Below are 18,783 nucleotides of genomic sequence, written 5' to 3'. Positions count from 1 at the left end.
GGTGTCGGCGGCGAAGCCGGCGATGTCGCGGTCAGGCCGGACACCGGATGAAAGACAGCGTGCCGGCGAAGTATTGCCGGCGGGCCCGCCTGCGCGGCCCGGACAACGCCGGGCGGCCTGGCGGCGCGGCCGGCTTCAGCCCTGATCGTCCCCGGGCCACCAGGCCTTGGCCTCGCGGTCGACGACGAGCATGTCGAGATCCTTGCCTTCGAGCCATTTCGGGCGCGGGCCGCGGCCCGACCACGAGCGGCCCGTCGTCGGGTCGTAGTACTTGGCAGGCGCCTTGCGTTTTCGCTGGACGATGTAGCCGAGCGCGCTCAGCACTTCCTGCTGCGAAATTCCCAACAACTCGACCTGTTCCTTGAATGCCGCGAGCGCGGCCTGCTTCTCCTTCTGCTTCGCATCCGACAGCTTGATATTCAGGTCCCGAAGTTGTGCTTCGAGTTCCTGCAGGGCCTGGGTCATGTATTCATCCTCTCTGGGCATGTTTTTGCAAAAAGCTCCGATGGGCGAACCTACCACGAAGTTCCGCGAATCGGTGCTGTCATATGTGTGAATCGTTTGCCTGATCCGGCATGGTTTGCGCAACGCGCAAAAAACGACGTCGTGCGTCAATGACAGACAGGGCTGGGCCGGCAGCGCGCGGCACGCCGCATGCGGATGCGCGGCGAACCACTGCGGCAAGTGTTGCGCCGCACCTGGCATTGGCGCGGCATGGCGCGAATGATAGCAGGCGTATTGCAGGAGTCGCGGGCCGGAGTCGATGCGGGCCGGCGGTTTACCGGTCGGCGCCGTGGGCATCCCACGCGATCCGGTCGAGCAGCGCGCGCAGCTTTGCGCCGCGCGCCGCGTTCAGCGCGGCCGCATGCGCGACGCGCCCGGCGAGATGCGCGCGGAAATCCGGATGCGCGTCGCGATTCTGCGAAGCCGGGCCGCGCCGGATGCAATTGGTCAGGATGGCCTTCAGGAGATCGAACTCATCGCGCGCCAGGTTCGGATGACGATTGACCACCACGCCGGCCAGTTGCTGCCGCGTGCCGCGCCGCATCACGCGCGTCTTGCGCAATTGCAGCGCGAAGCCTTCCTCGAGCGCGATCGCGGCAACCCTGACCTGCAGCCGTTCGACTTCGCGCGCGAGCGCGCCGCCACCCGAAAACGCGAGATCGTCGGCATAACGCGTGTAGGTCGCATCGAGCGAACGCGCGAGCGCGGCAAGCCGCATGTCGAACCGGAAAGCGCTCAGGTTCGCGAGCGCCGGCGACGTCGGCGCGCCCTGCGGCAGGTGCCGTTCGCGATAGCGCTGCCGGCCGATCCAGTCGAACCGGTCGCGCAAGTCCCGCGCGAGCAGCCGCGCCGACGGCACGCGATTGGTGCACAACCCGGTGAGCGTGCGCGCGACTTCGGCCGGATACCCGAGCGTCACGAACAACGCATGGACGCGTGAGGCGCGCACCGACACGAAGAAATCCGCGAGATCGAAGCGGACCACGACATCGCGATCCGCGTGCGGCGCCGCAAACGACACGATCCCGTGCCCCTTGCGGAAACCGTGTACGGCGCCGTGCGGCGCAATGCGATCGAGCAGCCCGTGCAGGATGCGGCGTTGCGCTTCGCGCAGCCGCCCCTTCGGGATCTCCACCAGGCGGCAGCCGCCGCTGCGCTTGTCGACCGCGACGTACATGTAGTGATGCAGCGGCGTGGCGCTGTCGCGCGCATCGACGCGCCAGTGGTCGGACAGCCAGTCGAGTTCCGCCGCGCTCATGCCGAGCCAGCCGGCGAGATCGCCGGGCGTCGCCCATTGCGGCACGTCGCAGCCGGCAAGCGGCGCCGGCAACGGCCGCTGGACCAGCGGCCGCCGCATGACGCGGATCACGGTCGGCCGATGGTCGCCGTACCATGCGCTCACGAACCCGGGTGTATCGGCTACGACCGCGGCAACGGCGTCGACGCCGGCATCGGCCCAGTTCGTGCCGAAGCGCGCGAGCGCGTCATCCGCGGCTTCGTGCGCCCAGGCCGGCGCATCGCCGAGCACGGCCGCGATCCGCGCGACGACACCGCCGCGTTCGGGTGAACCGGCCAGCATCGCTTCGGCAATCACGTGGACGGTATCGCGCAGGGATGAGTGCATGGGCAGAGATGGGCGGGACGATGAGTCAACGTGACCGGTACTGCGAGAGCCGCCGTTGCGCGACGCGCAACTCGGGCTCTTGCGACGCATCGGGGTGTCGATCTCATCCACGGGGTAGCCCCGTAGTCCTGGAACATCGAATGCCTGTTCCGGGCGTGTGCTTGACCCACCGCCCCGCGACGCGACTTTAATGGCCGGGAAGGTGGCATGTCAAACGTGACGGCGATCCGGCGACGCCCCTGCGCGCCGGATCGCGTTGTGGGGCTTACCTGCTCCGGGCAAACAGTTCGCTGAACGCGATCGGCGCGACACCGACGCCCGCCATGTTGTTCAGCATCGCCGCCCAGGTCGCGTCCGCGACGCTCACCGGAAACGACCGCGCGCGATTGGCGAGCAGCCAGTAGGTGCGCGTCATGCCGTTGCTCATCGCGACTTCGTAGCCGCGTCCGTCCAGCCAGTAGCCGACCGGCGGCAGCTCGACCGGCTCGAGGCGGCCGGCCCGGAACGCGGCGGCGGCCGACGCGTACTTGCCGTCGAGCGGCATGATCCGGCGCGGCACGCAGTCCTGCGAATTCGGTTTCGGGAAGGCCGGGCTCGTGCCGAGCCACAGGCCGTAGAACGTTTCCGCGTCGAGATGCACGACGTAGCGCTCCGTCTCGCCCGGCGTCGCCGCCAGATAGCAGTCGGCCTGGCCCGGAACGGCGACGCGCCACGTCGCGCGCTTCGCGTTCAGGTCGACCAGTTCGCTGGCCCGCGGGCGTGGCTGGATGGGAGATGGTCGTCCCGCGTCGCGCAGGTCGCGCGCACGATCGAGTCCGATACGAAGACGTGTCAGCATGGGCCCTCTCTTTCTCTCGTGATTTGTTCGAATCGGTCAGGGCGCGGGCCGACACCGTGTGGCGCGTGTGCGGCCGGCCAGCCAGCCGGTGCGGGGCTGCGGGTCGCGCCGTCGCGATACGTGTGCTCGGCGCCCTGACGTTCCCGACGTGTTCGGGAACCCGCGCAGTGTATCGCCTTTCCATGCCGCATCCGCGACACGGTCTCAGGGTGCGGGCAGCCGGCGCCCCCGAGGTCTCTCGTGCGACACGCGAGCAATCCTCGAACGCATGACGCAACGGATCGAGACGCTTCGCGCTCGGATCCACGGTCCGGACACGCATGCCTCACGCCGGTGCTCAGAGCCTTGCCTGGCAAGGGTTGCCGGGCGCACTCCCGGTTCAGGGGCGTCGGGCGTCGATGCCCATGACGACGGCTGCTCGCCGAATGTTCGTAAACGACAAATATGAACATTTTATGAAATTGTTTACATTTCATTTCGACGTTGGTAACGTTCGCAATCGAACATTTGGCGTTCACTTCTGTTCGTTCGAAGACCCGACGGACAACAAGACACGCGCTCGCCCCTTCACAACAGGGCTGCGTGCGCGGCGAGTTCCGCCCACATGCGCCCTCCCGTGCGACTGCACGAGCCGCACGCAATCATGGGCAAACACGAAACTCGCAGCTTAGTTTTCCTAAGTAAAACGTTTTCGTACGAAAAATACAAATCACTCGAAGGAGACACAAACGCATTCCTTGAGCAGGCCGACGTTCAAATTATCGAGCCGCACCATCCTGATGCAGACGGCTCAACGGAGGAGACACATGAAGTCGAATTTGTACAAACGTGCGGGGGTTGCACTCGCGCTCGCAGGCATTTCCACGTTCGCACACGCCGCGACCGAAATTCAATTCTGGCACGCGATGGAAGCCGCACTCGGCGAGCGCGTCAATGAAATCGCTGCCGATTTCAACAAGTCGCAGAGCGAATACAAAATTGTCCCGGTCTTCAAGGGAACCTACGACCAGACGCTCGCGGCCGGTATTGCCGCGTACCGCAGCGGCAACGCGCCGGCAATCCTGCAGGTCTATGAAGTCGGCACGGCGACGATGATGCAGGCGAAAAAGGCGGTTGTTCCCGTCTCCGACGTGTTCAGGCAAGCCGGTGTTTCGCTCGATGAAAAGGCGTTCGTGCCGACCATTTCGAGCTACTACAGCGATGCGAAAACGGGGCACCTGGTCGCGATGCCGTTCAACAGTTCGACGCCTGTCCTGTACTACAACAAAGACGCCTTCAAAAAGGCAGGACTCGATCCGAACAAGCCGCCAAAGACGTGGGCCGAAGTCAAGACCGACGCGGAACGGCTACGCAAATCCGGCATGAGTTGCGGCTTTACGACCGGCTGGCAAGGCTGGATACAGCTTGAAAATTACAGCGCCTGGAACGCTTTGCCGTTCGCAAGCCGCAACAACGGCTTCGACGGCACGGATGCAAGCCTGGAATTCAACAAGCCGCCGCAAGTCGCGCACATCGCGCTCCTGCAGCAAATGGCGAAGGATGGCACGTTCACTTACGCCGGCCGCAAGAGCGAAGCCGAATCGAAATTCAACAGCGGCGATTGCGGCATTATTTCCGCATCCTCGTCGGCGCTCGCGAACATCAAGAAATACGCGAAATTCGATCTCGGCACCGGGATGCTGCCCTACGACGCCAGCAACAAGGGCGCGCCTCAAAACGCGATCATCGGCGGCGCGGCACTTTGGGTACTCGGTGGCAAGGACGCAGCGACCTACAAGGGCACGGCCGAGTTTCTCAAGTATCTGGCATCGCCTGCCGTTGCCGCGAAATGGCATCAGGACACGGGTTATCTGCCGGTCACGACGGCCGCTTACGATCTGACACGTAGTCAGGGCTACTACGCGAAGAATCCGGGCACGGAAACGGGCATCAAGCAAATGATGAACAAGCCGCCCCTGCCTTTCACGAAGGGGATGCGACTCGGCAACATGCCACAAATCCGCACCGTGATCGATGAAGAGCTCGAGCAGGTCTGGACGGGTGGCAAGACGCCGAAAGACGCGCTCGATAGCGCCGTTGCACGCGGCAACGAACTGCTGCGCCGCTTCGAAAAATCCGCCGGCTGACCTGTCGTGGATCAAAACCGCACGCTGCTTCCGTGATGTCGCGGAAGCAGCGCGGATACAACGAAAATCTCTCGATGGAGACAAGCCTTGTATTCCCGTTCTTACTACGGCAGAAGCCTGTTGCCCTATCTCTTGATCGCGCCTCAGCTTGCGATTACCGGCGTGTTTTTCCTGTGGCCTGCCGGCGTTGCATTGTGGCAAGCGATGCAACGGCAGGATGCGTTCGGCACGTCGAGCGAATTCGTCGGCCTCGCGAATTTCGCACAACTATTCGCTGATCCGCTCTATCTCGACTCGTTCAAGACGACCATTCTTTTCAGCGCAATGGTGACGGTCAGCGGTCTGGTCGTGTCGCTGCTGCTCGCCGTGTGCGCGGATCGCGTTGTTCGCGGCGCCAGGATCTACCGCACGCTGCTGATCTGGCCGTACGCCGTCGCGCCGACCATCGCGGCCGTGCTGTGGGCGTTCCTGTTCAACCCGAGTATCGGCATTGTCACCTACGTCCTGTCGAAATACGGGGTCGTCTGGAATCACGCACTCAATCCTGGCCAGGCGATGTTTCTTGTCGTGCTTGCGTCGGTGTGGAAACAGGTGAGCTACAACTTCCTGTTCTTTTACGCCGGGTTGCAGGCCATTCCCCGCTCGCTCATCGAAGCGGCCGCTATCGATGGCGCGGGCCCGGTGCGCCGTTTCTTCAACATCGTGCTTCCGTTGCTGTCGCCGACGAGTTTTTTCCTGCTGACGGTAAACCTGGTCTACGCATTCTTCGACACGTTCCCGGTGATTGATGCGGCGACGGGCGGCGGCCCCGCGCAGAGCACGAAGACGCTGATCTACAAGATCTTCACTGAAGGTTTCCAGGGATTGGATATCGGTAGCTCCGGGGCGCAATCGGTTGTGTTGATGGTGATCGTCGTCGGCCTGATGGTGATTCAGTTCAAATTTGTGGAACGGAAGGTGCAATATGCATAGGGTGATGGTCATGCGCGTACAGCGCACGAAAGTCCGTCGTGCGAAAGCATCCAGAATCGAATCGTCCATGATCGAGAATCGAAAGGGTTTCGATCTGTTCTGTCACGCGATCCTGATCGCGGGCATCTTGTTGATCGTGTTTCCGCTTTACGTTGCGTTCTGTACGGCGACGATGAACTCGGAACAGGTTTTCACCATTCCGCTGTCGCTCACCCCAAGTACGCACCTGTTCGAGAATATCGCGCATATCTGGCAGCACGGCAGCGGCGGCACGTCGGCCCCGTTCGGCAGGCTGCTCGTCAACAGTTTTCTGACGGCGTTGGCCATCACGGTCGGCAAGATCACCGTGTCGATCCTGTCGGCGTATGCGATCGTTTATTTCCGCTTTCCTTTTCGCAACCTCGCGTTCTGGTTGATCTTCGTGACGCTGATGCTGCCGGTCGAAGTGCGGATTTTTCCGACGGTGCAAGTCGTGTCGACGCTCCATATGACGAACACGTATGCGGGCCTGACGTTGCCCTTGATCGCATCCGCAACCGCTACGTTTCTTTTCCGCCAGTTTTTCATGACGTTGCCCGCCGAACTAATGGAAGCCGCACGCATCGACGGCGCGGGCCCACTGCGCTTCTTCTGGGATATCGTGCTGCCGCTTTCGAAAACCAGTATCGCGTCGCTGTTCGTGATCACCTTCATCTACGGCTGGAATCAGTATCTCTGGCCGATCCTGATCACGACGGATGCATCGTTGTCCACGGCAATCGTCGGCATCAAGACGATGATCGTGGCCGGTGACGCGTTGACCGAATGGCATTACGTCATGACCGCAACGCTGCTCGCGATGCTTCCGCCGCTGGCAATCGTGCTGATCATGCAGCGCTGGTTCGTGCGCGGCCTGGTCGATTCTGAAAAGTGAATGGGGAGATTGAAATGGCTACGCTGAGCCTGAGGAACGTCAAGAAATCCTACGACGAAAAGCATACCGTCCTGCACGGTATCAACGTGGATATTGCCGACGGTGAATTCGTCGTGCTCGTGGGTCCGTCCGGTTGCGGGAAATCGACGCTGCTTCGCATGATCGCGGGGCTGGAAAACATCACGTCGGGCGACATCGCAATCGGCAAGCGCGTTGTGAACACGCTGGAACCGAAGGACCGCGATATCGCGATGGTATTTCAGAACTACGCGCTGTATCCGCACATGACGGTTGCTCAGAACATGAGTTACGGCCTCAAGATTCGCGGCGTCGACAAGAAGACGATCGATACGCGAGTGGCGGCCGCCGCGAAAATTCTCGACCTGGAGCAGCTGCTGGAACGCAAGCCGAGCGCGATGTCGGGCGGTCAACGCCAGCGCGTGGCAATGGGTCGAGCGATTGTGCGCGAGCCGTCCGTGTTCCTGTTCGATGAACCGCTGTCGAATCTGGATGCGAAGTTGCGCGTGCAAATGCGTCTTGAGATTCAGCGGCTGCACGCGCGTCTGAAAACGACCAGTGTCTACGTCACGCATGATCAGATCGAGGCGATGACGCTGGCTCAACGCGTGATCGTGATGAACAAGGGCTACGCGGAGCAGATCGGCACGCCGATCGACATTTACGAAAAGCCCGCAACGACGTTCGTCGCCAGTTTCATCGGTTCGCCAGCCATGAATCTGCTGCACGGCGAACTGAGCGAAGACGGCAAGACGTTCAACGTCGCCAACGGCCCGGCGCTTCCGGTCGCCGGTGCGCAGGGTATGCCCTTCGCGATTGCGCGCGGACGGGAAATCATTCTTGGCATCCGCCCTGAACACATGACGCCGCGTGCCGATACACCATCGGCGACGCTGTCTGTCGACTCGTGCGAATTGCTTGGCGCAGACAATCTGGTGCATGGCCGGTGGGGCACGCACGATCTTTCAGTTCGGCTGCCGCACGCTGATCGCCCTGCACGCGGCGCCAACCTGCAGGTGTCGCTACCTGCGGACAAGCTGCATTTCTTCGATCCGCAGACGAAACAGCGCGTGAACTAGTCACGGGCACCCGGCTTCATCGACGCACTTTTCCAGCAGGAGGAGACACATAGGAAACGTCCAACCATAAAAAAACGAATTCAAATTTTAGGAGACCTCAGTGAAAAACAAGTTCGGATGGGTATTGGTGGGCACTGCCGCACAAGCGCTGTTTGCACAAGCGACGTTCGCTCAAAGCAGCGTGACGCTGTACGGCCTCGTCGACAACGGCCTCGCTTACGTGAGCAACCAGTCGTCGGTCGGTTCCACGAGCGGCGGAAAATCGGCTGTCAAATTCAACACCGGCGCGTGGGCAGGCAGTCGATTCGGCCTCATGGGTTCCGAAGATCTGGGCGGCAATACGAAGGTGATCTTCAGGCTCGAATCCGGGTTCAACACCGCCAACGGCAATCAGCAGTTCGCGAACGCCGAGTTCGGCCGTGAAGCGTCGCTCGGCGTGACGAACCCCGCGTTCGGTACGTTCAAGCTGGGGCGCATGAACACGGCCTATTACACGATGCTGTCGCCGTACAGCCCGACGAATTACCTCACCGGCTTTACCGGCGCGCATCCGGGCGATATCGATTCGCTCGACACCGGTTACCGTGCGAACAACACCTTTCTATACCAGACACCGACGTGGAACGGCCTGACGGCCGCAGCGTCCTACTCGATGGGTGGCGTTGCCGGAAGCTTCAACAGCGGTTCCACGATCGCCGCGGGCGTGCAGTACCTGAACGGGCCATTCGGTATCGCCGCCGGCTACACGAAAATCAACAATTCCACGTCGGGTGGTGGTGCGTGGGGCGCGAACTCCACCACGTCATCGGGTGGCCAGGCGGGAGTTTCAGCGCTCACGAACGGCTACCAAACAGCGCAATCCCAACAGCGAATTGCCGTGACGACGGGCTACCAGATTTCCGGTGCGTTTGATGTCTCTGCGTCGTATTCGAACGTGCAATACACGCCGGGGACGGGCTCGAGTTTCAGGAACAAGGCCGTATTCAACTCGGCCGGTGCCGTGCTGCACTGGAAACCGTCCGTCGTCTGGGATTTCGCGGCCGGCTACGCCTATACACGCGCATCGCAATCGAACGGCATCGAGAAAGCCGCGCAATACCAGCAATTCAGCCTGTCGCAATACTACAGCCTGTCCAAACGCACGGGCCTCTACCTGGTTCAGGGCTACCAGCGCGCGACCGGCGAAACGCTCGGCACGAACGGCGGGATTATCCAGGCCACCGCGAACGTCGGTGACGGCATGAACGGCACACCGTCGTCCGGCCGCTCGCAGTTCGTCGCGGCGGGCGGTCTGATCCATCGCTTCTAAATCAACCGGCGCTCGGCGTTTCCCGACGTCGAGCTTTTCGACGAGAAGATATATGACGACAAAAAGCGCTCCGTGGGTCTACCCGACTTTTCTCGCGCATCGTATCGGCGGCACGCTGGCCCCGGAGAATACTGTTTCAGGTATCGACGTGTGCGTGAAACACGCCTACCGAATGGTCGAATTCGACGTGCGCCTGACCGCAAACAACGTGCCGTTTCTGATGCACGACGATACGCTGGAACGCACGACGAATGGGCACGGGATGTCGAACGAATGGCAATGGATCGACCTGTACAACCTCGATGCCGGTTCGTGGTTCGGTGAGCAATTCGCAGGCGAGAAGTTGCCGGCCCTCTACCAGATGGGGATTGTTTGTCAGCGTCACGACATCCTGGCCAACATCGAAATGAAGTCCTGTCCCGGAAACGAACGGCGCACGGCTACACACGTTGCGCGCGCACTGAATATGTTCTGGAAGGGCCGGTGGCCGCTGGTGTCGTCTTTCTCCCAGGAAATGCTTGCCGTGTTCCGGGAATGCGCGCCGGACTTTCCGGTCGGGATGCTGTTCAAGGACATCCCCGCGGACTGGAAAGACATCGTCAAACGGCTCGATTGCTCATCGGTTCACGTCAAGCATACGTTCCTGAACGCGGAAATCGCCAAGGAAATGCACGCGCTGGGGCTCAAGGTGATGGCGTATACCGTGAACGACGTCGACGCGGCGCAAGCGTTGCTTTCCATGGGCGTCGATCACATTTGCACGGATCGTCCTGATCTGCTTCGTTGCTGAATCAAATCAGAACTTAGGGGGAATAAGCGGGTCATGCTTATTTTGCTGAATCTTCTTTCTGCCGTCGCGCTGCTTGTGTGGGGTTCGCACATCGTGCGCACCGGTATCCTGCGTGTATTCGGCTCGGACCTGCGCACCGTGATCAGCCGCAGCACCGATGGCAAGCTCAGAGCATTCGCGGCGGGCATCGGTGTGACGAGCCTCGTGCAAAGCAGCAACGCGACGGCGGTCATCGTCGCATCGTTTGCCGCGCAAAATCTGCTGCCGCTGACGAGCGGACTTGCCATCCTGCTCGGCGCGGATGTAGGTACGGCCTTGATGGCCCGTGTGCTGACGCTTGATCTATCGTGGCTGTCTCCGCTTTTCATCCTCGTCGGCGTTTTTCTGTTCCTGTCGAGAAAACAACATCGCGTCGGGCAAATCGGCCGCACCGGGATCGGTCTGGGCATGATCCTGCTGGCCTTGCATTTGATCGTCGAAGCGGCGCAACCGATGATGGAAGGGAACGGAATTCGCGTGATGTTCGGCGCACTGACCGGCGATACGATGCTTGATGCGTTGGTCGGCGCCGCGTTCGCGATCGTGTCCTATTCGAGTCTCGCCGCGGTCTTGTTGACCGCCACGCTGGCTGCCTCCCACGTGATTTCATTGAAAGTGGCGTTGTGTCTCGTCGTGGGCGCAAACCTCGGTAGCGGCATGCTCGCGATGTTCGGCACACTCGCGCAGAACGCAGCCGCCCGTCGTTTGTCGGCCGGTAGTTTGCTGTTCAAGTTTGCAGGCGCCGTCCTGATTCTTCCGTTCGCCGCAATGCTCGCAGACGGATTGCCGCTGTTGACTGCCGATGCACGCGAAACCGTCGTGACTTTTCACCTGGTCTACAACGTGGCACGTTGCGTCGTGTGCCTGCTGTTCATCGGCCCGGTCGCGACTCTCTGCACCCGCTTCCTGCCGGACAAGCCCATGCCCACAGACGGCATTCGTCCGCTGCATCTGGACGAAACCGCGCTGACTACGCCGACCCTGGCGCTCGCGAATGCCGCTCGTGAAGTGCTGCGCGTTGGCGACATCATTCGGTCGATGCTCGGCAACGTCGGGGAATTGATCCGGAGCAATGACGCCACGAAAGCAACGGAAACGGTTCTGCTCGATAACGACGTGGATGAGCTTTACCGTGCGACCAAGCAATACCTGTCTCGCATTTCCCGTGAAGACCTCGACGACGCGGACAATCAACGCTGGACGGACATATTTGCGTTGACCATCAACCTTGAGCATGCGGGCGACATCATCGAGCGCATTGCGAACGACGTGAAGGAAAGGAAGATAGCGCAGCGTCTGGAGTTCTCGGAAGAAGGTGCCGCGGAACTCAACGACTTGTACACGAGGCTTCAAAGCAATCTGCAGCTCGGATTGTCGGTGTTTTTCAACAACGACCTGCGCTGCGCGGAACAACTGTTGATCGAAAAAGAATGCTTCAGGGATCTGGAACGGAAGTACGCGAACGCGCACGTCGATCGACTGGTGAACCAGACGTTACGCAGCATCGAAACAAGCGCACTGCATCTTGACATGCTGAGCGATATGAGACGATTGAACTCGCTGTTTTGCTCAACGTCTTACTCGGTGCTGGAAGCGGCGAGCAAGCTGCACCGATCACGTCTGCGTGGACGCACGAACGGTTAAGTTATTGACCCTGCATTCGATCGAAAGAACGACCTTTTGATCGTCCTTCCCATTGACCCTTATGTCGTCTCTCCATCCAGGGTCAATTTTTCGGCGGGCATTCTGGAATCCGGACGCCCGCCATTTTTTCCCTGGACCGACGAGCGGCACGGCGTGAATGGCTTCGCCGGCCGCGACTGCGTTGACGGGTTCCCGTTTGTTCATGAATGGACCTCGTGCGGCGAGTCAGACTCCCTCCTGCCGCACTGACCGACGCCGGGGCAAACCCGGACTGCCGTCGTCATGCGTCCAGTAGCGCCCGATCCTACAGCGCCTGCGGCGCACCGCCCAGCACGGTGCGCAACGCGCTATCGAACGGCGTCGCGTAATCGATCCCGAGCTGGCGCACGCGCGAGGCGTCCAGATGACAATCGTACGGGCGCGGCGTCGCATCGGTCGGCTGGTCGATCCGCGTGAGCGATGCGTCGATGCCGAGCGCGGCCGCGATTCGCCGCGCGATGTCGTACTTCGTCATCGGCTCTTCACCCGACCAATGACGGATGCCCGTGACGGAGGTGCCGGCGAGATGACGCAGCGTCAGGTCGCGGATGACCTGCGCGACGTCCGGTGTGTAGGTCGGATAGCGGATCGCCCATGCGTCCATGCCGACGGCGTCGGCACCCGGGCGCGCGGAGGCGACGATCGCCGGGACGAGGCTCGTGACGGCCGATTCGCTCCAGTCGGCGATCGGGCCGTACAGCAACGGCAGGCGCAGCACGCATGACAGCGGCGACGCGGCGAGGAGTGCCGCCTCGCCTTCCAGCTTCGTGCGGCCGTAAATGTTCAGCGGATTCGGGGCGGCGTCTTCACGGTACGGGGCGGCCTTGCCGTCGAATACGTAGTCGGTGGAGATGCCGAGCGTCCACGCGCCATATCGCGCGGCGAGCGCGCCGATGCGGGCCGGGGCGTTGACGTTGATCGCGCGGGCGGCGGCGGGGTTGTTTTCGCAGACGTCGGGGCGGCGTTCGGCGGCGCAGATGATGACGGCGGCGGGTTTGCGGGTTTCGAAGAGGTGTTCGAGGGCCGGTTGGTCGAGGGCGTCGAGCTCGGTGATGTTGTCCGGTGGTAGTGCGAGCAGTTTTGCGCCCGCGCTTTGCGGGTTCCGGATGGTCGCGATGAGGGTCAACGACGGTTCGCTGACAAGGGACACGGCGACCGCTCGGCCGAGCAGGCCGGAGGCACCGATGAGGAGGACGGACGGAAGTTCGGTCGACGAGGGTGTACGTGGCATGGGTTGCGACTCGGAAAATGATGCGGGTGGCGCGACGAGTGGCCAGCGGCCAACTCGAAAAGTTTACGCCATTGCTCCGACATTCCACTACAAAAACCGGCTCGGTGCGATATCAAACGGTGTCGACGGCGCGTGGGTCGCTTATAGCCTTCCGGATACCCGAGCCCGATTTCCCCATCCTATCGTCATAGAGCTCGCCAATTCATTTCAAGCAGTTCATCCGACAGACAATCTGATCAACTCCATCACGTCTTTTACATATTTTTTTGCAGCCGGAATCCGTGATTTTTTTACATACTCTTCGAGATACTGTTGCCCCTTGATCCCCAACAGAAACTCAATGGCATACATCACCAAAATTCCACGAGAAAAGCCAAGGATCTTCTCCTTTTTGTCGAAATCCTCAACCTCCTCTCCCTTCGGGAAATCCTGCTTGGTCTCATGCGTTCTGAAGAAATCGATCTTTGCAGCACAAAAATCGATAAATCTTTTATCTTTCTCCTGCACCAGGGCCTTGATTTCATCCGAGCCCAACCCGGACGCCTCAACCCTACCCTTATCAAATCTGAAAATTACATCGTTATATTGCGCATGAATAGATATACCTTCCCGCCCGCAAAGTTCATCAAGGACCTCTTGATATTGAGGAGAAAAAGCAAATTCATACAAACCGTGGATATCCTCTACCATGTGTCTATTCCCTTTATAGTGCTGATCAAGTCTTCGCCGGTGTGTCGATAAGGATCGACCGCCTCATGCTGCCAGGGCGTCAACTCGCTGAGGTTCGATGGCGCATGCACGCCTGTTCCCCCAACACGCTGCGGTATCGTGGTGTGATGCAGTTCCATCGCAACGTCCTTGGTTGAGATCGCGCCTGTCTTCCGGTTGATAACCTCGACTGTCATCTTTGGCGCTCTACCCGCCGCCATTTCGTTGATGTTGTTTTGCGAATACCGTCCGGTCGGGTTCAAACTTTCGTTCTCACCGACGGACTTCCAATAATTCTTGCGCTCGGTACTCCAGCACGCCCAGCCCCACGGATCGATCCAGCTTAGCGGATTCGGCGCATACCGATACTGATTCAACCCACCCGCCAACCCGATCGGATCCGGCGTGATGAACCGCCCGACGTCCGGGTCATAGTACCGGAACGTGTTGTAGCAGAACCCCGTCTCCAGGTCCTCATACTGCCCCTGGAATCTCAGCGTCTGGGGCAGCGGCTGCATGACATCGCCGACCGGGTTCGGCTGGAACTCCTGCGCATACTCCTGCAGCACCGTATTGCCCCACGCACGATACCGCGTCCGCCACACCACCTTGCCGTCGCGGTCGGTCAATTCCTCCGGCGCACCGCTCACGTTCGCATGGAAGTAATAGATCTTCGCGTCCGGCTTCGCATCCGCCGGCGGCTTGTTCCGTTCATCCTCGTGATACAGCCGCCACAGCCAGTGACTGTCTTCATGAAGCGCGTCGATTCGCGCGAGCGGCACATACCCGCCCCCCTCATACAGATACGTCACCGCCTGATGCCCGCGCTGCTCCTGCGCGAGACGCATCCCGTCCCACACGAAACGTGTCGTGCCGAACGCATCGCGCTTTTCGGTCCGGCGTCCAAGCGCGTCGTAGCGGAACCGCACCGTCTGCTCGACACCGCGTCGATTCGTGTTCACCTCGATCAACTGATGCTCGGCGTTGTACTTCAAACGCTGGATCGTATGACCGCCGGTCAGTTTCTCGATGAGCCTGCCATGCACGTCATACCGGTAGCGCCGGTCACCGCTCATCAGCAGGCGGTTACCTTCGACGCGGCCCGGTTGCCCGGACGGCCGCAAATTCGACGCCGCGTCGTACGCGAACTGCTCCGTCAGCACGCCCGCCGCATCCGTCCGCCCGCCCGTGCCCGCTGCGGCGCTGCCCAGCAAGCGCCCGGCAGGGTCGTAGCTGTACGTCAGTTCGCCGCCGAGCGGATCGATTCGCGCGGTCAGTTCGCCCGCACGGTCATACGCAAACGCCTTGCGCAGCACGTCCTGCCCCTGCCGCGCGCCGAACGCGGTCCATGCGCCCGGCGCATGCTGCGCATCGCCGATCCATTGCGCCACTTTCCGCGACAGGCTGTCATACCCCGTCGCCAGTGTCAGCGCACCCTGCGTACGACTCACCTCGCGATGCAGCCGATCGCGCTCGAAGTCGCACACGACCTCGTCGTTCGATGCGATCTGATGCAAATGGCCGCTGCCGTAGTACAGCCAGTTCACGGTCCGGTTGCCCGGCAGCGTGGTTGCCGTCCGATTGCCAAGCGCGTCGTATTCGTGCGCCAATCGCGTCGCCAGCATCTGGCCATCGTCGCCGACCGTCTCCGACACTTCCTCGACCAGCCGGTCCAGCGCGTCGTACGCAAACGTCACCGTATCGATCGGCTGGTTGTCGCGATCGGTTCGCGCGACGCGTTCGAGCCGCCCCGCCTCGTCGTAGCTGTACGTCGTCACGGTCTCAGGCGTACGCTTGCGGACCAGACGCCCGAGCGCGTCGCGCGTCAACCCGACCGTGATCTGCTGCGGCGTACCGGCACCTTGCCTGACCACGATCGGCGCACCGCGCGCGTCGTGCTCGTATTCGACGCGCATGCCGTCCGGACCGACCTGTTCGATCACCCGATCGGCGGCGTCGTACGCGAACCGGTAGCTGTCGCGGACTTCGTTGTAGAGCGTGCACAGGTTCCCGGCCGCGTCGTATTCGAGGCTGACCCGATGCCCGTTCGCATCGGTTCTCGATGTCACGCGTCCGGCCGCATCGTAGTCGAACGAAGTGGCATGACCATTGCCGTCGACGGCAGCCGCGAGGCCGTCGGCCGCGGACCAGCGGTACTGCTGGCCGCTGCCGTCCGGCAACTGAACCTCGATGGTCCGGTCACGGCCGTCATGACGATAGCGCGTCGCATGGCCGAGTGCGTCGACGAGCGCGGTGACGCGCCCCCGCGCGTCATACTCGAACCGCGTCGTGATCCCCGAACAATCGGTACGGGCGATCAACCGGTGCTGCCGGTCCCAGCCGAACTGCGCGATCCCGCCGCGCGCGTCGACGATCGCTGCCGGCCTGCCCTGGCGGTTGAGCCGGAACTCGGTGCGCTGCCCGAGCGGATCGATCTCGCCCACGCAATTGCCGCGCATGTCGAACTCGTATTCCCACAGGCGCCCGTCCGCGAGCGTCTGGCGCTCGAGCGTCATCCACATCGGATGCCACTCGAACTGCGTCGTCTGCCCCAGCGCGTTCGTCAGTTCGGTCGGCAAACCGCGCTCGTCGTCGTAACGAAGCTGCGTCGTCGCATCGCCCGGCTCCACGATGCGCAGCAGCTCGCGAGACGGACTCCAGTCGAACCGCCAGGTCTGTCCGAGCGCATTGGTATGCGCGGTCACCAGGTAATCGGTATTCCATTCGCACAGCTGCACGCGGCCGAGATGATCGGTCACATGGGTAGCTTGTCGCACGAAATCGTAGGTCAGCCGATAGCGCTCGCCGTCATCCGTCCAGTGCTCGACGACACGCGCCTCGCGCCCCGTGAGGCCGTTCTCTTCCGCAAGCGCGTCGCGCTCGAACTCCTCCCATGCATAGAACGCCGATTGCCCGCTCGGCAGCCGATGCATCGTCATGCGCGCGGCCGGGTCATAGGCGAACCGGCGCCGCTCCGTGCCGTCGCCGTCGGCAACGCGCTCGAGCAATCCGTCGGCGGTATAGCCATAGTTCACCAGGCATTCCGTTCCGCCGTCGGTATGCAGCATCACACGCGCCATCCGCTGCGCATGCACGGCGTCATAGTCGATCGTCACGCGATGGCCGGCCATCGTCGCGAGCTCGACCAGCCGCCCCTGCGCGTCGTAATGGAAATTGAGCCAGTTGGCGTTGCGATCCTCGATCACGCGCGGGCGCAGCGTCTGGACCGTTTCGCCCGGCACCGGCAAACCGAAATCGAAACAGGTGCCGTCGTCCTGCTCGATCATCCAGTGGCCGCCCGGCGTGCACGCGAAGGTCAGTGCCTCGCTGCGGTTGAAGTATTTCTGCCCCGGCTGGAGATCGGGCACGGGCGTCCGCCGCCCCTGCGCGTCGATCCACAGATGCGGATTCTCGCCGCCGGCGCCGAGCCGCAGTTCGACCGCATACGGCACGTTCCAGCCGCGGCCGAGCGGCCGGTCCGTACGCGGATCGAGACTGCTGTAGAAGCGTTGCCAGACGATCGGCACTGGCGCGTCGAGCACGAAATCCAGATCCTCGTTTCCGTCGAGAATCTTCGCGCCGGTCGGCAGGTGAACCGGGTGGCCGAGGCGGCCGGACATCGCGGTGCTGACGAGTTTGTCCGCGGCGACGTTGATCGCAAAGTTCATCGCGAAACACGCCAGCTTGCTGGCGAGCGATCCGTGACCGCGCAACGCCTGGCAGATCGCGATTGCAAGACCCGCGTACTTCGCGATCGTCGCGAGCCAAGGCGGCATCTCGCTCGTGACTTCCCGCACGCGCAACCGCTCGCCGCCGATGCTGACGTTGGTGGAGCCGGTGTTGATCTTGCCGTCGCAAGTCGTCGCATCCTTGATGCGCGATGCGGGCCGGCCGTTGATGAAGACGCTCGACGAGCCCTCGGCCAGATGCTCGCCTTTCGGATTCGGGTGATTCGAGCAGCCGACCAGATCCTGGTCGACCGGCGTGAACAGGTCGGCGACCGACTGCGGTTCGACCCCCACCGGAAGCGGCGGTTTCGGAACGCCTGCCGCGCGCGCGGCGCCCTTGCTGTTGACGAATACATCGGCGGAGCCGGTCAGGATCGCGCCCTTCACTTCGCCGGGTATGAGGCTATCGATCAGTTCTCCTGCCTTTTCTGATAGATATCCCTCCAATGAATCACTGCCGAGGAACTTCGACGTCGCGGCGTTAACGACTTGCGACAGCACCGCACCGACGATCGCGCCCACGACGACCGCGCCAAGCCCGCCCGTCCCGACGATAAAGACCGCCGCGGCCCCGATCGCCGCGCCGACCAGCAACCCGGCCCCGATGGTCGACGCAACCTTGAGCATCTGCGCGAGCAGGGACGTATGGGTAAAGGTATCGCCCAGGCGGGCAGCGGCGAGCAGGGACATGACGGGATCGATCCTGATTCGTTACGGAATGGCCGCGCCGGGAACGCAAGCACGGGCACTCGGCGTTCGATGAAGTAGATGTGTCCTATCCGTGAGGGTGATAACTGTCCAGCAGCTGCTTCCACGCGGTGCGATGCTCGTCCGACAGCGGCGTCTGGCTCGACAGCGTGATGACGAGAAGGCGCGGCGCGTCGACGACGGTCATCGCCTGGATCTGGTGAAACGTCGAACCCGACTGCCGGAACGTGCTCTCGAGCTCCAGCGCCGGCACGTGTTGCGCACCGATCTCGACCTGCCGCCGCGCGATCTCCTTGAAACCCGTCACGTGCCGCGTCATCAGGCCGATCTGCCGCTGCATGCAGCGTTCGAGATCCTCTCCTCCGACAAGCTGGTCACGGCTGACGACGATCTGGTACGTGCCGCTCGTCTGCGGATGCTCGAGCGTCAGCACGTTGACGGTGCGATCGTCGGTCAGCGACGGCACATCGAAACTGCCTTCCTGAATGAGATATTTCATATGCGTTGTCGTCT

Annotated in this window: 15 protein-coding genes; 7 read left to right on the top strand and 8 right to left on the bottom strand. The window is 62.0% G+C overall.

Translation table 11 applies throughout. The features are described 5' to 3' along the window. Positions 1 to 135 precede the first annotated feature (135 nt). From ACTRWB_RS30650 to ACTRWB_RS30640, 3 genes are all read right to left on the bottom strand, one after another. On the bottom strand, positions 136 to 465 hold the full coding sequence (locus ACTRWB_RS30650) for an H-NS histone family protein (RefSeq protein ID WP_048248052.1): 330 nt from the start codon (positions 463 to 465) through the stop codon (positions 136 to 138). Between the two features lie 313 nt (positions 466 to 778). After that, positions 779 to 2,128 (bottom strand): reverse transcriptase family protein, encoded by a 1,350-nt coding sequence (locus tag ACTRWB_RS30645; RefSeq protein ID WP_446904043.1) that lies wholly within the window; start codon positions 2,126 to 2,128, stop codon positions 779 to 781. A gap of 265 nt (positions 2,129 to 2,393) precedes the next feature. Beyond that, a complete protein-coding gene (locus ACTRWB_RS30640; protein WP_446904042.1) occupies positions 2,394 to 2,966 on the bottom strand; it encodes a plasmid fertility inhibition factor family protein in 573 nt (190 codons plus the stop codon). An 806-nt stretch (positions 2,967 to 3,772) separates the two neighbouring features. Here ACTRWB_RS30640 and ugpB point away from each other — a divergent pair. From ugpB to ACTRWB_RS30605, 7 genes are all read left to right on the top strand, one after another. Beyond that, on the top strand, positions 3,773 to 5,092 hold the full coding sequence (ugpB, locus tag ACTRWB_RS30635) for a sn-glycerol-3-phosphate ABC transporter substrate-binding protein UgpB (RefSeq protein WP_446904041.1): 1,320 nt from the start codon (positions 3,773 to 3,775) through the stop codon (positions 5,090 to 5,092). A gap of 87 nt (positions 5,093 to 5,179) precedes the next feature. After that, positions 5,180 to 6,064 carry a sn-glycerol-3-phosphate ABC transporter permease UgpA gene (ugpA, locus tag ACTRWB_RS30630; protein WP_129517648.1) on the top strand — a complete coding sequence of 295 codons (885 nt, stop codon included), beginning with the start codon at positions 5,180 to 5,182 and terminating at the stop codon, positions 6,062 to 6,064. A gap of 67 nt (positions 6,065 to 6,131) precedes the next feature. Beyond that, positions 6,132 to 6,977: a sn-glycerol-3-phosphate ABC transporter permease UgpE gene (gene ugpE / locus ACTRWB_RS30625; protein ID WP_343492721.1), complete on the top strand. Its 846-nt coding sequence runs from the start codon at positions 6,132 to 6,134 to the stop codon at positions 6,975 to 6,977. Between the two features lie 14 nt (positions 6,978 to 6,991). After that, complete coding sequence (locus tag ACTRWB_RS30620) at positions 6,992 to 8,074, top strand: sn-glycerol-3-phosphate import ATP-binding protein UgpC (RefSeq protein ID WP_129517646.1); 1,083 nt, start codon at positions 6,992 to 6,994, stop codon at positions 8,072 to 8,074. Between the two features lie 100 nt (positions 8,075 to 8,174). Next, positions 8,175 to 9,383, top strand: coding sequence for a porin (locus tag ACTRWB_RS30615; RefSeq protein WP_413463997.1), 1,209 nt, complete (start codon positions 8,175 to 8,177; stop codon positions 9,381 to 9,383). Between the two features lie 52 nt (positions 9,384 to 9,435). Then, positions 9,436 to 10,173: a glycerophosphodiester phosphodiesterase gene (gene ugpQ / locus ACTRWB_RS30610; protein WP_446904040.1), complete on the top strand. Its 738-nt coding sequence runs from the start codon at positions 9,436 to 9,438 to the stop codon at positions 10,171 to 10,173. Positions 10,174 to 10,206: 33 nt separating this feature from the next. Further along, positions 10,207 to 11,856: a Na/Pi cotransporter family protein gene (locus tag ACTRWB_RS30605; RefSeq protein ID WP_446904039.1), complete on the top strand. Its 1,650-nt coding sequence runs from the start codon at positions 10,207 to 10,209 to the stop codon at positions 11,854 to 11,856. On the opposite strand, the gene ACTRWB_RS30600 is transcribed toward ACTRWB_RS30605, so the two are convergent. The 5 genes from ACTRWB_RS30600 to ACTRWB_RS30580 all read right to left on the bottom strand — a co-directional run bounded on the left by ACTRWB_RS30600 (position 11,827) and on the right by ACTRWB_RS30580 (position 18,769). Further along, complete coding sequence (locus tag ACTRWB_RS30600; protein WP_446904038.1) at positions 11,827 to 12,060, bottom strand: hypothetical protein; 234 nt, start codon at positions 12,058 to 12,060, stop codon at positions 11,827 to 11,829. The genes ACTRWB_RS30605 and ACTRWB_RS30600 overlap by 30 nt on opposite strands. A 100-nt stretch (positions 12,061 to 12,160) precedes the next feature. Continuing rightward, positions 12,161 to 13,126: a dTDP-4-dehydrorhamnose reductase family protein gene (locus ACTRWB_RS30595; RefSeq protein WP_446904037.1), complete on the bottom strand. Its 966-nt coding sequence runs from the start codon at positions 13,124 to 13,126 to the stop codon at positions 12,161 to 12,163. A gap of 216 nt (positions 13,127 to 13,342) precedes the next feature. Continuing rightward, a complete protein-coding gene (locus ACTRWB_RS30590) occupies positions 13,343 to 13,816 on the bottom strand; it encodes a hypothetical protein (protein ID WP_446904036.1) in 474 nt (157 codons plus the stop codon). After that, positions 13,810 to 18,252, bottom strand: coding sequence for an RHS repeat-associated core domain-containing protein (locus tag ACTRWB_RS30585; RefSeq protein ID WP_446904035.1), 4,443 nt, complete (start codon positions 18,250 to 18,252; stop codon positions 13,810 to 13,812). Before ACTRWB_RS30585 ends, ACTRWB_RS30590 begins: the two co-directional genes overlap by 7 nt. A gap of 85 nt (positions 18,253 to 18,337) precedes the next feature. Continuing rightward, positions 18,338 to 18,769 carry a DcrB-related protein gene (locus tag ACTRWB_RS30580; protein WP_446904034.1) on the bottom strand — a complete coding sequence of 144 codons (432 nt, stop codon included), beginning with the start codon at positions 18,767 to 18,769 and terminating at the stop codon, positions 18,338 to 18,340. Between the last annotated feature and the right edge of the window lie 14 nt (positions 18,770 to 18,783).

It is taken from the genome of Burkholderia sp. YIM B11467 (genome assembly GCF_052952715.1).
This window is presented reverse-complemented; position numbering and strand designations above follow the sequence as displayed.

Coding starts and splice junctions, on each gene's coding strand:
- ACTRWB_RS30650 (WP_048248052.1), bottom strand. CDS start 465: ATGACCCAGGCCCTGCAGGAACTCGAAGCACAACTTCGGGACCTGAAT.
- ACTRWB_RS30645 (WP_446904043.1), bottom strand. CDS start 2,128: ATGCACTCATCCCTGCGCGATACCGTCCACGTGATTGCCGAAGCGATG.
- ACTRWB_RS30640 (WP_446904042.1), bottom strand. CDS start 2,966: ATGCTGACACGTCTTCGTATCGGACTCGATCGTGCGCGCGACCTGCGC.
- ugpB (WP_446904041.1), top strand. CDS start 3,773: ATGAAGTCGAATTTGTACAAACGTGCGGGGGTTGCACTCGCGCTCGCA.
- ugpE (WP_343492721.1), top strand. CDS start 6,132: ATGATCGAGAATCGAAAGGGTTTCGATCTGTTCTGTCACGCGATCCTG.
- ACTRWB_RS30620 (WP_129517646.1), top strand. CDS start 6,992: ATGGCTACGCTGAGCCTGAGGAACGTCAAGAAATCCTACGACGAAAAG.
- ugpQ (WP_446904040.1), top strand. CDS start 9,436: ATGACGACAAAAAGCGCTCCGTGGGTCTACCCGACTTTTCTCGCGCAT.
- ACTRWB_RS30605 (WP_446904039.1), top strand. CDS start 10,207: ATGCTTATTTTGCTGAATCTTCTTTCTGCCGTCGCGCTGCTTGTGTGG.
- ACTRWB_RS30600 (WP_446904038.1), bottom strand. CDS start 12,060: ATGAACAAACGGGAACCCGTCAACGCAGTCGCGGCCGGCGAAGCCATT.
- ACTRWB_RS30595 (WP_446904037.1), bottom strand. CDS start 13,126: ATGCCACGTACACCCTCGTCGACCGAACTTCCGTCCGTCCTCCTCATC.
- ACTRWB_RS30590 (WP_446904036.1), bottom strand. CDS start 13,816: ATGGTAGAGGATATCCACGGTTTGTATGAATTTGCTTTTTCTCCTCAA.
- ACTRWB_RS30585 (WP_446904035.1), bottom strand. CDS start 18,252: ATGTCCCTGCTCGCCGCTGCCCGCCTGGGCGATACCTTTACCCATACG.
- ACTRWB_RS30580 (WP_446904034.1), bottom strand. CDS start 18,769: ATGAAATATCTCATTCAGGAAGGCAGTTTCGATGTGCCGTCGCTGACC.